The organism is Bacillus seohaeanensis (assembly GCF_042684945.1).
GTDB classification, from domain to species: Bacteria; Bacillota; Bacilli; order Bacillales; family Bacillaceae_B; genus Rossellomorea; species Rossellomorea seohaeanensis.
The window spans coordinates 253724-269418 of record NZ_JBHUMF010000002.1 but is presented as its reverse complement, the minus strand read 5'-3'; the positions used below and the strand labels follow the sequence as shown (position 1 = coordinate 269418).

The window sequence follows — 15695 nt, the reverse complement described above, 5'->3', positions numbered from 1 at the left end:
TACTAAACAATTTAACCTGACATTGTTCGTCTTTAGGGGATAGTACTTTAGTTATGTCCCAGCCTCTTTTACTTTTGCTTTATTGTGGAACAATTTGAATGCCTAATAAAAGTTCTCGTATTTTCAATCAACAAAGCAACCTTCTTTTTACGAACTTTAGAGTAATGCTTCTGCTAAAAGAGTGTATGATTGCACTTTCTCTGCAAAATCATGAATATTCGTAATAACCATAAATTCCTCCGTTTCATAAAATTCACTAAAACGCAAAAGTTCGTCTTTCACTTGCTGAGGGTTTCCGACAATCATTCGTTTCCGATTTTCATGGACTTTGGCCTTCTCTAACTTTGTTAAAGACTTTCTCTTTGCTGATTCTAAGGAAGGAATCCTAGTATCTACTCCTTTCTCTACAGCAAGCAACCACATATCGAGACTAATTGCCAGTTCTTCCGCCCTTTCCTGTGTAGAAGCACAAACAACAAATATGCATATATTTACTTTAGGTTTCATTAAACTCGATGATGGTTGAAAATTATTGTAGTAATAATCAACAGGCCTTCTTCCGTTATCCGGATTAATAAAATGCCCATATGTAAAGGCTGTTCCATTTTCCGCCGCTACCCTTGCTCCTCTATGTGTTAACCCTAAAAGCCATGTTTCTGGCGTTGTGTTGATATGCGGATAGGCTGTAACATATTTGTATTCCTCTTCTTCCGGAACACTATCTGTCAAAAAAGAAGTTAACTCTTTCACTTGTTTTGGAAATTCGTTCATACTTTTCCTAATTCCATCTGTCAGTGCTAGTCGAGTCGCAGCCGAGCCTCCTGGAGAACGCCCAATTCCCAAGTCAATCCGGTTAGGAAATAGAGATTCTAAAACCTTGAAATTTTCGGCAACTTTATAAGGACTATATTGCGGAAGCAACACTCCTCCTGATCCTACGCGTATTTTCTTTGTACTAGATGCAATATGGGAAATTAATATTTCAGGTGATGTTCCTGCAATTCCATTAGTATTATGGTGCTCTGCTACCCAAAAACGGGTATAGCCCAACTCTTCGGTGATTTGAGCTAGCTTAACTGTATTTTTTAATGCTGTTTGTCCATTATCCCCTTCCGCTATTACGGATTGATCGAGAACACTCAATTTCATAAAAAAACCTACTTCCTATGAAAGAACTTTTAATCCATTATATAGTTTCCTTTCTAACCACTAAAACTATTATTGATTATGGTCAAAAAAGGACATGCCGAAATGACATGCCCTGATGTTAGTAGTTGCTAATTGGAGTAAATCTTTTTCGAAAAAGATTCTTATTCTTCGGCTGGACTAGTTTTTCTCAAAAAGAATGCTAAAATAATCCCAATTCCACTAACGACACCAGCAACGATAAAGGATACATTTACTCCATGTATGATCCCTTCCATTCCATATGTTTGAGGATCTCGTACATTATTCGTCATAACAGTAACCAATAATGCTGTCCCAATGGAGCCAGATACTTGTCTCATTGTATTATTCATTGCCGTACCATGCGGAATTAGCCGACTTGGCAGTTGATTTATTCCGGCTGTAGTTGTCGGCATCATTACTAAGGCGACCCCAAACATTCTTATCGCATTGACAATTGCCATAAAAGTAAACGACGTATCCGATGACAAGTTTGTAAAAAAGAATGTTGATATGGTCACGATGGTTAGACCCGTAATAGCTAGCCATTTGGCCCCTACTTTGTCGAATATTTTTCCGCTTATTGGTGACATAATCCCCATTATTAATGCACCTGGTAACAACATTAACCCTGATTCAAATGCAGTAAAGTGATGCATATTTTGCATGTATATTGGTAGGATTGTTGCGCCACCAATCATAGCGATAAACACCATCATTCCTAGTGCTGTCGATAATGTAAAGATTCCATATTTAAAAACTCTGAATTCCAGTATTGGCTGTTCGAGTTTTAGTTGTCTCATAATAAATATAAACAGTGAAGCGACCCCTATTAAAATAGGAATTATAACTTCTGCGCTTCCCCATCCATGCGTACCGGCAGTACTAAATCCGTACAGTAATCCTCCAAAACCAAATGTTGATAAAATAATTGATAATATATCGAGTTTTGGAAAGGTTCTTTCTGTAACATTTTTTAAAATAAAGTAAGCAACAATAAAATCAATAATGGCGATTGGAAGCACGATATAAAATAAAACTCGCCATGGGTACTGGTCAACTAGCCAGCCTGATAATGTCGGTCCAATAGCTGGAGCAAAAGCAATAACAAGACCGAATAACCCCATTGCGGAACCACGTTTTTCAACAGGAAATATAACGAAAAACACTGTCTGCATCAACGGCATAATAATACCTGCTCCTGAAGCCTGCACGATTCTCCCTACCATTAGTAGCGAAAAGTTGGGTGCAACCGCACATATTAGTGTACCCGTTGCAAAAAGCGCCATTGCGGTGAGAAATAGGCTTCTAGTGGTGAACCTTCCTATCAAAAATGCAGTGATAGGAATCATAACGCCGTTTACTAACATGAAAATTGTCGTTAGCCACTGAGCTGTATTAGCAGTAATACTCAAATCTGCCATAATATGAGGCAGAGCAGTAGCTAATAAGGTTTGATTTAAAATCGCTGCAAAAGCACCTGAAATTAAGACAGCAACTAAAGGGGCTATTTTAATTTCAGGAGTAGTATGCGCTTGGGTAGTTTGAGCTTGTGATATTCCCATCAACTATTTCCTCCTATTTGAATTATTCACTTGTACTAAACCTAGAATTGCCTCCATTTTTCAACCAGTTCCGTTCTACTAAAACAATATAATTATGCAACTATTTTATGATTTCCTAACGAACAAATAAAAAGAAGCAGGCTCACACGTATCCTGCTTCTTTTACTATACTATTCTATTATGATAGGTTGTTTTTTACAATAGAGATGCTTACACACCTTCCATTATTTATAAAAAACGAACAAGTATTTCTTAATCAATGTTTGTTTTTTTCTTAATCTCCACCGATTTTAACTTGTTGTCTTCAATTTTTTTAACCTCAAAATGTAAGTCGTGATATTCGTAAGTATCGCCTTCTTCAGGAAAATATCCAATCTCTCTCAATAGAAAACCTGACAGAACATCTTCTTCTTCTGGAATCTGTGTTTTAAATACTTCATTTAATCGATGCAAGGATATTTTCCCGTTACATATAACATGGGAATCTGATAATTCATCGATAAGACTTTCCTCATTTTCATCTGTCTCATCTTTTATTTCTTGACCAATCATCGCTTCAATAATATCTTCATGACTGATGATTCCCTCTGTCCCCCCATATTCATCTAAAACAATAGCGATGTGCTTTCTTTCTTTTAACATCATTTTAAACACTCTTTCTATTGAATGAAATTCAAAGACAAAGAGTGGATCATTATCAGTAAAGTCTTGTAAAGATTTCGTCGAGTCTAATGACCATGAAAGTAAAAGCTTTGAGTGAAACACACCAACAATATTATCCATGTTTTCCTTATATACTGGGTACCTTGTATAGTTACTATTCAAAACAATGTCCCGAGCATGTTCAAACGATGTATCGAAAGGGATACCTTGTATTTCCATCCTCGGCGTCTTTAGGGCATCTTTCACATCTAGCCTTTGGAAATCTATTACACCTTTTATTCTTTGTTTTTCATCACTTTTAAATGTTCCTTCTGCTGTAGCGATGTCAACCATTGTAATTAATTCTTCTTTTGAAAAAGACACCTCGTCCAAGTCAGATTTGGACAGAATCCTTATTACCATTCGGGTGAATTTTGACAATAAAAAGGTTAATGGCTTGAAAATAATCAAAAGAAATCTTATAACAGGAAAAACTGCATACGACACTCTTTCTGCAAATGTTGCTGCTACCGACTTTGGCAACACTTCCGCAAAGATTATTAATATAACAGTTAAAATTCCTGTTGCCACTCCGACATTAAAACCATACTCAATAGCAACAATCGTCACTAACGTCGGCAACATAATGTTAGCAATATTATTACCAATTAGTATAGCTGTAATTAACTCATCAGGCTTTGACACAACTTCAAGTAGCTTTTGAGATTTTTTATCTTGATTTTCCGCTTTTGTTTTTATTTTCATTTTATTTACAGCTGTCAGAGCTGTTTCACTGCCTGACAGAAAAAAAGACATTACTAAAAAGAATAAAATCGCAAAAAACAAAGTTGATGCCCTCCGTATCACTTGTAAAAATCTGTCCTTAACTTTCTCCGTGAGCTTATTATATAGAACTTAGGGTTAGCGAAGCAAGAATACTTCGCTAACTAACAACTTATTTTCTAGAAAATCCAGTTTAAGAATTCAGACTATCTCATTTTTTGTAAAAACCTACTATTTTAAATTCTATACGATTATTATGAAGCCTCCTCGATAACAGGTTCCTGTTTTTTTCCTTTAACAAATAACAATGTGTAAGTTATCAACAGTGCTACTAAAAACAAAATGGAAAAACCATAAATGAAATGATATCCAGTATAAGAAGCTAGCACACCAAGACCAGTAGAACCAATTGCCATTCCAAGGTCCATAGAAGAGAAATACATCGCATTTGCCGTCCCTTGTTTCTCTTTTGTTACCAAGCCTACCGCAATAGCCTGCAGAGTTGGTGTTACCGTTCCGTATGCAATCCCATAAAAGAAAGCTGCGATGAGTAATGTTAGGATATTTTCTGTAATCGTTAAAAGAAAGAGCCCGATGATCCCACTTAACACAGCAGGATAAATAATTACTTTATGGCCAAAGCGATCGAACATGCGGCCAGAAAGAGGACGAATAATTGTCATTACAACCGCCATGATAAGAAAGAATAGAGAAACAGCCCCTCCTAGATCGGCTTCCTTCCCAAGCTCACTAAGAAAGCTGATGACTCCCCCTAATGAAATCGTGAAAAAACTTGTTAAAATACATGGCAAAAACGCCTTTTTATCAAAGGCATATTCCTTAAAGGACCCCTTTTTCTTACTCGTATTACTTGGAATTTCCCTTTGAGGCGCTTTCACTACAAAGCTAAGAACTAGGGCAGCGATTGTAAGCAATACAGACAATACTATTAAAATATTATAGGAGAAGAATTGAAGAACTGATAAGGCTAACATTGGTGCTACCGTTGTACCAATACTAGTAGACAATCCATAATACCCAACACCTTCTCCAAGTCGTTTGACTGGAATAATATTTGTCGCCATCGTTGATATAATCGTAGATATAATCCCAAATCCGATACCATGTAGAACCCTTAAGAAAAGCAATAATGGTATAGAATCTTGACCATAACTAAATCCAATCGTAACTGCAATAAAAACAAGCGTAACGATACTCATTATTTTGACGTTAACTTGATGGAGTAAATAACCAATAAGGGGCCGTGTCACAATCGCAGCAACCATGAAGGCTGTTGTCATAAGACCACCTTGCGTAGGGTTATTTTTCACATCTGTAATATAAGCTGGAAATCCCGCAGTTAAAAGCTGAATACATAGGAAAAATAAAAAGGCCATTATGACAATGGCCGTAAACTGTCGTGTCCACAACTTAGATGATTCATTCATAACTATTCCTTCTTTCTAATCGTTAGGTTTTTCTAAAAGATCATCTATGTTTCCTTCGAGTTTAACCAATACTTCTTGATAAATTCTTAACTTGTCTTCCTCAATATGATCCGTAATTTTTGTGAAAATCTCTTCAAGATAAGGAGTCACTTCTTTAGCTAAGTTGGTTCCCTTTTCTGTAATTTTAATGAGAAAAGAACGGCGATCTGCAGGATTTGGTATCCTTTCTACAAATCCATGCTTTTCTAAAAGATCTAAAATTTTTGTTAGTGTTGCTTGATCTTTATCCGCCCTTTCAGATAATTGTTTTTGAGTAATTTGATCAGACTCATTTAGCGTTCGGAGCACACTCCACTGCTCCGTTGTAATGTTATAAGACTTTAAATAAAAGTTAATAATACGAGTGAATTTTCTACTGAGACGAACCGATGCAGATCCAATTGCTTTATCTTTTGACACAACCATAGAACCGTTCCCCTTTCCATCATACTTGCCCATTATACACCTACGTAGTATTTGTGTAAATATAATTTGTATACAAATTATATTTACACAACATATGTTTGGAATGCATTTTTTTGACATAAGAACGAATAATACAAATGGAAGGAAATGGACCTGTTCCTTGAGACATTTTTTACTGCATGAAAACAAAGGAGGATTATATGTTAAGCCCAGAAAAAATTAAAATTATTAAATCAACCGTTCCCGTTTTAGAGGAACATGGGGAAGCTATTACAACACGCTTTTACCAACGACTGTTCGAGAATCACCCTGAACTTCTAAACGTTTTTAATCAAGCGAATCAAAAGCAAGGAAGGCAACAAACAGCCTTAGCCAATGCTGTATATGCAGCAGCCGCTCATATTGATAATCTGGAAGAAATACTCGATAACGTAAAATTAATTGCCCACAAACATGTAAGCTTAGGGATTAAGCCAGAGCAATACCCAATCGTTGGCGAAAACTTATTAAAAGCAATGAAAGAAGTGTTAGGTGATGCAGCGACAGACGAGGTAATCGATGCATGGAGTGATGCCTATGGTATTATCGCAGATGCCTTCATCGGAATCGAAGCAGATCTTTATCAACAAGCAAAAGAACAGCCTGGTGGATGGGCAGGTTACCGAAAATTTGTCGTCGATAAAAAAGTGAAGGAAAGTAATGTGATTACGTCCTTTTATTTAAAACCTGAAGATCAAAAACAAATTGCCAAATTTAAGTCAGGACAATACTTAGGAGTGAAAGTTGAAATACCTGGGAAAGACTATACGCAACTTCGAGAATATAGTATATCCGACTCTTCCGGAAAAGATTATTATCGCATTAGCGTAAAACGGGAAGATGAACTCCCTAACCATCCAGAAGGAGTTGTCTCCAATTACTTACATAGTCACGTTCAAGAAGGAGATGTAATTGAAGTCAGTGCTCCTGCTGGTGTATTCACCCTTGATACCGAAAGTAATCTGCCAGTTGTATTCATTAGTGGCGGTGTCGGAATTACCCCGTTAATGAGTATGTTTAATTCCTTAGTGGAATCTAATTCAAAAAAAGACATTTATTTTATCCACGCAGCAATAAATGGTGACTATCATGCTTTTAAAGATCATGTAAAACAACGATCATCTGAAAAGGAAAATATCAAATCGCTTGTTTGCTATGAAAAACCGACAGAAGAAGATCGTCAAAATCAAAGCTTTGATAAAGAAGGATTCATTGACCTAGAATGGCTACAATCTGTCCTACCGTCAAATGAAGCAAAATTTTACTTCTGTGGCCCCCTTCCATTTATGAAGGCAATATACGGAGCATTAAAGAAATGGAATGTACCAGAAGAGAATATTCACTATGAATTCTTTGGCCCAGCCGGTACATTAGATGTAGAAGTAGACTTTGAACCTGCACTTAGCGATCATGATGAATGACTCTTAAGTGCACGCTGAAAAAGGCTTTCCACTATCGGAAAGCCCTTTTTCAAATTGGTCATAATATCAGTGGCCATGGTGGTAGTATCCACCGCATTTATGTCTTTTTCCATCGCATTTATGAAGATATCCCACGCAACTGTGAACTTATCCACTACAATTGTGACTTTATCTATCATAAATGTGAACTTATCCACTTTACGACCATTTTTCCAAAGAAAAACCTCTACAAGTTAGTTATCTATAAGGGTACCAATTTTGTATAATCGTCCCTTCCTCTCTCCTATGCGTGGAACGTTTAGAGAGGTTAAGAGATTTCTTGTTGCGGATTCGGAAGATAACATTAAAAACTCTCTTGCCTTTTGGTTACTAATATATGGATCAAATAGATAAACATAATCTTTTAAGGCATTAATATGAGCATCTTGGTACGATGCCTTGCATGATAAACATAACCAAAAGCCACGTTTTCTACTCATAGGTATTGCCGAACACTTTGGACAAATTACACCTTTTTTTATTACTTTTGAGGAAAGATTACTTTTCGTTAATATATCTTGTTTTAGTTCACTGTGGTTTTCTAAAAATATTGGTGACATAGCAGCAATTGTATTTAAAGTTGTAATTTGCGGATTATGTTTCTTTTCCAATGAGGAAATGGTTTGGGGTAACCTCACAGCGTGGATTATTTTATTCTCAAAGGAAGCGGGATGCTCGTGGTTTATTTTAATAATGGTACTAGGTGAACTAATTACTACTACTGATTCGACTGGGATTTTAGGGAGAGAATGATATAGAAGGAATTTTTCAAGTTGATTGGTTTGTCGGTCTACTTGAACCAAAGGGTCTTGAAATGCCTTTTTTGCATCACGATTTATTTGTATCAATTGGTGAGAGGGTATATCGAATATTAGGGTTCCCGCCATATTTTTAACCTCTAATATAATGGCTGTATGAATAGATAATACTAAGATGTCTAGTTGAAAATAGTGACTACCATCGAAAAGACGAAGATTATGAAAAATGAAATAATCATCTTTTGGGAGGAAACTTAAAGGATATTTAGTGGAAAACTCCCCTTTATAACCAGCCATTCTATTTTTATAGATATCTTGGAATTCACTAAATTGCTCATGGCTAGCCATTAGCCTTTTTACCAAGACTTCAAGCTGTAAAAGAGAATATGACTTCTGAAATGGTTTTACGAACATCGGCTCACTCCTTATAAATTTGGGATTTTTTGTTTATTCGATATACCATATAAAAAATCCTTTTATTAACGACTACTTTTTTCAAAAAGGGAGCCACCGACAGCGGTACTATTTTCTACTTAGAAATTTATCTAACCCATTTATGTCTTTATCCACAACATTTGTGACGATTTCCGTCGTATTTGTGAACTTTTCTAATATAAGTGTGACTTTATCTAACGTAATTATGAACTTATCAACCAATACTAAATAATTCCCCCCCACGACCAAATAGGTAACAGGGGGTAGTGCAAACAAATTTCTACTTATTTTCATCCGCATAGAATGCCATCGCATCACACATAAACTTTGCTAGACCTTCGCCAAATTTATCAATATTTTTCGTAAAGCGTTTATCATCAACGTACATTTGGCCTAATCCTTTGAATGCCTCCAACGAGTATGTTGCTATTTTATTTAAAAAATCATACCATTCTTTAATCGCTGTTTGTGCTTCTTCTGATTCTGGTGACTTATGACGAATGGACGCAAGCTTTCTATAAATAGAATTCATAGCATCTTGCTCCGATTTTCCAAATTTGACGTTGGCGTTATCCACTGCTTTATCTCCCCAACGTTCACGTGCTTCTTGTTCGTATGGGTTATTACTAAAATCAAAGCCTTCAAATTTCTCTTCATTTGACATATTAATTTCTCCTTTCGAATGTTTCATAGTCTTCTCAATTGTCGCTATCATTTGATCAAGGCGATTGCGCTTTTCTAGCAACATCTTTCGGTGGAGCTCTAATGCTTCCTGGCGATCAAAGGATGGACTATTGATGATTTCCTTTATTTTTTTCAAAGGGAAGCCAAGTTCTTTAAAAAATAAGATTTGTTGTAACGTCTCGAGATTTTCGTTGGAGTAAAGACGATAACCTGATTCGGTCGTCTCATTAGGGATTAATAATCCGATTTCATCATAATGATGTAGTGTGCGCACACTAATACCAACTAAATCGGCAACTTCTTTTACTTTCATTGTTGTTTGGCCTCCTTCACTAGTTACTATAAAGTATCACGCAACGTGAGGGTCAATACAAAAAATGCATAATTTTTTTATTGGGCTATATGCTACGGTATAAAAAAACATCTCCCAGCGATTAGAGAGATGTTTTCTCCTAGAAATTCTACTTTGTTTTTAGAAGACCGACTTCTTGTAAGTACTCTTTTGCAACATCCTCTGCTGACTCGCCTTGAACATTGACTTTGTAATTCATTTCCCTCATTTCAGCATCAGAAATTTTCCCACTCAGTTTGTTTAATACTTTTTCTAATTCCGGATATTTTTCCAGTGTCTCTTTTCTTAAAAGGGGTGCGCCTTGGTATGGTGGAAATAATTCTTTATCATCTTTTAGCACTTTAAGATTATATTCCTGTAGTTCGCTGTCGGTGGAATAGGCATCGATTAGGTTTACATCACCTGTTTTTATCGCATTATAACGTAAACTAGGTTCCATTGTTGTTAGGTCCCGAAAATGAATATTGTATAAGGCTTGAATTCCCTTATATCCATCCTGACGATCGGCAAACTCTAATGTAAATCCAACTTTCATCTCACCTTCTACTCGTTTTAAATCAGAAATTGTTTCTAGGTTATATTCTTCAGCCGTTTGTTTTGGCACCGCCAAAGCATAGGTATTGTTAAACTGCATTGGCTTCAATAATGCCATATCAAATTGTTCCTGTAACCCTTCTTTTGCTTGCTTGTAGACTTCCTCCCTGTTGGTACTTACCGCTTTTTCCTTCAAGAAGGTAGAAATGACTGTTCCGGTAAATTCCGGATATAGATCAATATCTCCAGAATCTAATGCATTAAATACAAAAGATGTTTTCCCGAGTCCCGTTTGCAATTCCACCTCTAAATCTGTGTCTTGTTCAATGAGCAATTTGTACATATTAATTAAGATTTCTGGTTCGGAGCCAAGTTTTCCAGCGATGATGAGATCTTTTTTACCTGTACCCCAAACGAGCGGAACGGTAATAATCAAAATAGCAACCAATGCAGCAATCGATACCCTTTTTAGCGTACGTTTAGAGGATGCCTTTTCTACCATTCGCAAAATTCCATCTAACACAATCGCCAGTAGGGCTGCTGGTATCGCACCGAGAATAATTAATGCATTATCATTTCGATCAATTCCAAGCAAAATAAGTTCTCCTAGGCCACCTGCTCCTATTAAAGCGGCTAATGTTGTTGTCCCGACTATTAATACCATTGCAGTACGAATCCCAGCCATGATGACTGGTAAAGCAAGTGGCAGCTCCACTTTTAACAACCGCTTTCTATTATTCATCCCCATCGCTTTCGCTGCTTCAACGAGGGATGGGTCCACTTCCTTAATCCCTGTATAGGTGTTACGTAAAATTGGTAGCAATGCGTAGACGACAAGCGCAATAATCGCAGGGATTTTGCCAATTCCAACTAAGGGAATAAGCAGCCCAAGTAGTGCTAAGGAAGGAATCGTCTGCATAACGGCAGAGATACCAATAACACTTTCAGCAATTTTATCCCGTTTTGTTAAATAGATTCCAACAGGGATTGCAATGATGATGGCCAATAATAATGCAATCACTGAAATTTGAATATGTTCTAATAACGCATTCCACAGTTGGTCTTGTCTTTCTTGAATAACATTAACAAATGAATCCATCTCCCTACCCCCTCTCTATCATTCTCTTAGCCAAATATTGTACAACCAATTGGCGAGTAATTGTCCCAATAACTTCACCATCTTTTTCTACAGGTATGTTATCGTTATCAGCCAACTGTGCTAACGCTTCTTCTAAAGTAGTTTGAGAAGAAAGGGGTTTGACTTGATAAGATGGAGAATGATCAGCAGAGATTCGATGTAAAAAATCCTCTACCGTAGCCTTCTCCTCTAGCTTTTCTAAAAAGTTTGTAGTCGCATTGGAACCAATGAATTCCTCAACAAAGTCATTTACAGGATTTTCAATAATCGCCTGTGGTGTATCTACTTGGACAATTTCTCCATTTTTCATGACACAAATTCTATCGCCAAGTGCTAATGCTTCTTGCATGTCATGTGTAACAAAAATAATTGTCTTTTTAATCCGCTTTTGCAGGTCAAGAATATCTTTCTGCAACTTCTCCCGGCTAATCGGGTCTAAAGCGCTAAATGGTTCATCCATCAAAATTATTTCTGGGTCCGCCGCCAATGCACGAATAACCCCCACCCGCTGTTTCTGTCCTCCAGAAAGTTCACTCGGCTTTCTTTTTCGGTATGTATCTGGGTCTAGCCCTACCATTTCAAGTAACTCCGTCACACGTTTTCCTATTTTCCCACGATCCCATTTACGCAGCTGTGGAACAACTGAAATGTTCTCTTCAATGGTCATATGGGGAAACAAAGCAATTTGCTGCAAAACATATCCGATGTTCCAGCGTAATTCATGAATATCATAGTTACTTACTTTTTTCTCGTTAATATAAATAGTCCCTTCCGTTAACTCGATTAAACGATTGATCATTTTCATTGTCGTCGTTTTTCCACAACCACTTGGACCAATAAAAACAAAGAACTCTCCTTTTTCAATCGTTAAATTTAGACGGTTAACTGCCTTTGTACCATCGTTATATACTTTAGACACATTTTCAAATCGAATCATTTCTTTTCTCCTTTTTTAAAAATAAGACTGTTTTTGTGAAGTTTGTTGTTTATGGGCAACGGACCATTCCTTTCCGCTCTATGTTTTCAACTGCTGTTAAAAACAACAATCTTTTAGAAAATAGCCTAAAATAAAAACAGATGGTTACCTATGTAGCCATCTGTCCAATAATAATTTTTATACGAAATTTATTTTAGCATAAACACTTTTACATCTATAATGAAAAAGCCAACTAATAGCATTATCCTCTAAAAAAACACCTCCCAAACGTTTAAGAGGTGTTTCCATTTTACTTATTCACAATATTATTATATGTCTTAACAGTTAACACATAATAACCTATATAGATAACAACAAAAGCTATTACAGCAGTTAAAATTGGAACCATAACACTAGCTCCTATTAGATCGGAAATGAAGTTGGTAATGAAGTTTAAAATTGTACTACTGTGTATTATCCCTACTGTTAAAGGTAATCCGAACACAAATAGCGTCTGCTTATTGATTGATTTACGCAAATCCTTTTTACTGAAACCAATTTTACGTAGTATTTCATAGCTGCCTTTTGCTTCATTTGCCTCGGTTAACTGTTTGAAATAAATGATACTTCCTGTTGCTGCTAAAAATACAAGCCCTAAAAATCCAAAGATAAACAAAGAGATTGCATTTCCTTCTTTTCCTTCCTTATAATCCGTGTAAAATGACGGAGATACCTGAAGTTCTTCGTCTCCAATAAGTTTATTCACCTTTTTAGAAGTTACTCCTGTTGTCTTCTCTTTTTCCACTTCATAAGCTTTATAAATTAATGGAGTTCGTTGCTTAGAAACTTCAGAGAACATTTCATCGCTAACTACGACATAGAAATCAGGATAATCGAACGGTAGAACACTTCCTTCCATCATTTTCACAAATGTTAGTTCACGACTACCTTCGGACAATTGTAGATTAGTACCTTTCCCTTTAAAATCTGACTCTGTATATTTTGTTAGTCTTGGCTTTATTACAGCTGCCTGATTATTCGATAGTGTTACTGTGTCTTCCCTATCTAAGGCTTCTGCTACTTTATTAAATGTACTTGCAGAGATAAGTTTAGTAGGATTTGTTTCATAATCAAATTCAAAAGAAAGCGTTCCTTTCACTTCCATAACCGGGATATCAAGTTGTGCCTTTATCGGATGATCTTTATCCTCTTCAATAATAGTTTCTACCTGCTTATCCAATTCATTTCCTTTCGATAAATGAGCGTAGCTAAATGGAGCCATTTCTTTTGCATTCTTTTCATTGCCATAATATCCACTGTATGTCGCACCAAAAAAACTAATAGTTACCGCACTCAATAACGCAATCATTGTAAAAGTCCGAGCATTTCCTTTAATATGGTGTAGTAATTGAGATGTTTCAATTAAGGTGGTTCCCTTGTAATAACGTGACTTGTTTCTTTGTGATAATTTTAATAAATAAACAGTAACGGAACGAAAAAACAAATGTGTTCCAATGATCAGTCCAACTAAAGCAAAACCGTAATTTAAATATAAATATCCCTCTGTAAGTTCATCAGGAAACGGCCTTAAAATCAGCCAATAACTAACTGCAAGCAAGATTATGCCGATACCAGTTGAAATAAGTGATGCCTTTGGTACTGTTTCTCCTTTTTTCTCCGCATGAAATAATTCGATTAGTTTAAAACGATAAATCAAACGATAGCCTTGAATCGATGTAAATAAGATAATGATCAAAAATACAATGACCGTTTGAATAATTGCTTGGATAGATATACCGAAATCTACCTCGACAGTAGAACCCATTAGTTTTATCAAAATCATGGAAAATAACTTTGATAGTAATGTTCCAAGAATAATCCCAATGACTAATGCCACTAATCCCATGATTAAGTTTTCATAAAATAACATTCTTCCAATTGTTTTCTTCCTTAAACCAAGCATTGAATATAGCCCGACTTCTTTTTTCCTTTGCCTTGTAAAAAATGAATTTGAATATAAAATAAAAATGGCTACAAACAAAAGTAAGATCATGGATGACACCATAAACATAAAGCTCATTGTATCTGATAGTTCAATGCTCTCTTGAATTTTTTCGCTATACTGCAAAGAAACAAACGTATAGTAAATGACCATGCTAAAAACCAATGAAACAAAATAAATCAAATAGTTTTTAAAATTCCCTTGAATATTTTTCTTCGCTAAACTAAATAATGTCATTTCCCCCACCTCCAAGTGCTGATAAAACATCTAACACTTTGTTAAAAAATTCTTTACGGGACATCTTGCCTTTCACAAGTTCTGTAAACAGTTTTCCATCTTTTATAAATAACACACGCTGACAATAACTCGCTGCGAATGCATCATGCGTGACCATTAAAATCGTCGCTTTGTCTTGTTCACTTAACCCTTTTAAACTCTCTAACAAATCTGTAGCGGACTTAGAGTCTAGTGCACCTGTCGGCTCATCTGCTAGTATTAAACTTGGCTTGGCAACAATTGCCCGTGACGCAGCTGTGCGCTGTTTTTGTCCTCCTGAAATTTGATAAGGATATTTTTCTAAAATCGAACTTATTCCAAACTTATCTGCAACATCACGGACTCTTCGTTCTAATTCTTCTACTTTCACTTTCGCCATTGCTAACGGCAATATGATATTTTCTTTGACGGTTAGGGTATCTAACAAATTATAATCTTGAAAAATAAATCCAAGCTTATCTCGGCGAAAAGCTGATAATTGTTCTTCCTTCATTTTTACTATGCTTGTACCATCTATTGTAATGTCACCTGATGTCGGTTCATCAATCGTTGCCAAAACATTTAATAAGGTAGATTTCCCGGCACCGGAAGGACCCATAATACCAACAAATTCTCCTTCTTGGACTGTTAAATCAATATCCTCTAATGCTGAAAACACATTTCCCTTTGCACCATATGTTTTTTTAATTCGCTTTGCTTCTACGATTGTTTTCATTTAGTTGAATCCTCCGTTTTGGTATTCAGTTTTTCTCACAGATTTCATTCTATAACAAGTAACTAGTATTCAAACTTACAGTTCTACTGGCTAACCTTACAATTTTGTCACCACGGTGCAATGGTACTTCAATTGAAGTAGTATTAAAGTTAGAGCATTTTTTATATGTTTGGGTTCAGCTGTTAATTATCTGGGCATTTTCAACAGGTGAATAAATGCCGTATTTCAACAGGCAAAAAATTAACTTTATTCAACTGTTGAATTACGAATGAATTTCAACAGTTGAATAAATGGTTGAATATATCGTTCTTAACAT

General features: G+C 36.0%; 14 protein-coding genes. 1 reads left to right on the top strand and 13 read right to left on the bottom strand.

The genetic code is table 11. The features are described from left to right. Window positions 1–156: 156 nt before the first annotated feature. The 5 genes from ACFSUL_RS01815 to ACFSUL_RS01795 form a co-directional block, all read right to left on the bottom strand. Complete coding sequence (locus ACFSUL_RS01815; RefSeq protein WP_377932151.1) at window positions 157–1149, bottom strand: LLM class flavin-dependent oxidoreductase; 993 nt, start codon at window positions 1147–1149, stop codon at window positions 157–159. 161 nt (window positions 1150–1310) lie between these two features. Next, on the bottom strand, window positions 1311–2732 hold the full coding sequence (locus ACFSUL_RS01810; RefSeq protein ID WP_377932149.1) for a DHA2 family efflux MFS transporter permease subunit: 1422 nt from the start codon (window positions 2730–2732) through the stop codon (window positions 1311–1313). Window positions 2733–2984: 252 nt separating this feature from the next. Next, window positions 2985–4220 carry a CNNM domain-containing protein gene (locus ACFSUL_RS01805; protein WP_377932147.1) on the bottom strand — a complete coding sequence of 412 codons (1236 nt, stop codon included), beginning with the start codon at window positions 4218–4220 and terminating at the stop codon, window positions 2985–2987. Between the two features lie 191 nt (window positions 4221–4411). Then, window positions 4412–5605, bottom strand: coding sequence for an MFS transporter (locus tag ACFSUL_RS01800; protein ID WP_377932145.1), 1194 nt, complete (start codon window positions 5603–5605; stop codon window positions 4412–4414). Between the two features lie 15 nt (window positions 5606–5620). Then, a complete protein-coding gene (locus ACFSUL_RS01795; protein WP_377932143.1) occupies window positions 5621–6070 on the bottom strand; it encodes a MarR family winged helix-turn-helix transcriptional regulator in 450 nt (149 codons plus the stop codon). Window positions 6071–6270: 200 nt separating this feature from the next. On the opposite strand from ACFSUL_RS01795, the gene hmpA reads away from it, so the two are divergent. Then, window positions 6271–7530 carry an NO-inducible flavohemoprotein gene (gene hmpA, locus ACFSUL_RS01790; RefSeq protein WP_377932141.1) on the top strand — a complete coding sequence of 420 codons (1260 nt, stop codon included), beginning with the start codon at window positions 6271–6273 and terminating at the stop codon, window positions 7528–7530. On the opposite strand, the gene ACFSUL_RS01785 is transcribed toward hmpA, so the two are convergent. The 8 genes from ACFSUL_RS01785 to ACFSUL_RS01750 all read right to left on the bottom strand — a co-directional run bounded on the left by ACFSUL_RS01785 (window position 7518) and on the right by ACFSUL_RS01750 (window position 15379). Beyond that, window positions 7518–7727 carry a hypothetical protein gene (locus ACFSUL_RS01785; RefSeq protein ID WP_377932139.1) on the bottom strand — a complete coding sequence of 70 codons (210 nt, stop codon included), beginning with the start codon at window positions 7725–7727 and terminating at the stop codon, window positions 7518–7520. The genes hmpA and ACFSUL_RS01785 overlap by 13 nt on opposite strands. A gap of 36 nt (window positions 7728–7763) precedes the next feature. Further along, entirely contained in the window at window positions 7764–8741 is a 978-nt protein-coding gene (locus tag ACFSUL_RS01780; RefSeq protein WP_377932137.1) for a nuclease-related domain-containing protein, read from the bottom strand. A 108-nt stretch (window positions 8742–8849) separates the two neighbouring features. Next, a complete protein-coding gene (locus tag ACFSUL_RS01775; RefSeq protein ID WP_377932135.1) occupies window positions 8850–8984 on the bottom strand; it encodes a hypothetical protein in 135 nt (44 codons plus the stop codon). Between the two features lie 58 nt (window positions 8985–9042). Beyond that, window positions 9043–9759 carry a MerR family transcriptional regulator gene (locus ACFSUL_RS01770; protein ID WP_377932133.1) on the bottom strand — a complete coding sequence of 239 codons (717 nt, stop codon included), beginning with the start codon at window positions 9757–9759 and terminating at the stop codon, window positions 9043–9045. Window positions 9760–9907: 148 nt separating this feature from the next. Further along, a complete protein-coding gene (locus ACFSUL_RS01765; protein WP_377932131.1) occupies window positions 9908–11431 on the bottom strand; it encodes an ABC transporter permease/substrate-binding protein in 1524 nt (507 codons plus the stop codon). A gap of 4 nt (window positions 11432–11435) precedes the next feature. Continuing rightward, complete coding sequence (locus tag ACFSUL_RS01760) at window positions 11436–12407, bottom strand: ABC transporter ATP-binding protein (protein WP_377932129.1); 972 nt, start codon at window positions 12405–12407, stop codon at window positions 11436–11438. 289 nt (window positions 12408–12696) lie between these two features. Beyond that, complete coding sequence (locus ACFSUL_RS01755) at window positions 12697–14625, bottom strand: ABC transporter permease (RefSeq protein ID WP_377932127.1); 1929 nt, start codon at window positions 14623–14625, stop codon at window positions 12697–12699. Further along, entirely contained in the window at window positions 14612–15379 is a 768-nt protein-coding gene (locus ACFSUL_RS01750; protein ID WP_377932125.1) for an ABC transporter ATP-binding protein, read from the bottom strand. The genes ACFSUL_RS01755 and ACFSUL_RS01750 overlap by 14 nt, the downstream gene beginning before the upstream one ends. Window positions 15380–15695 lie beyond the last annotated feature (316 nt).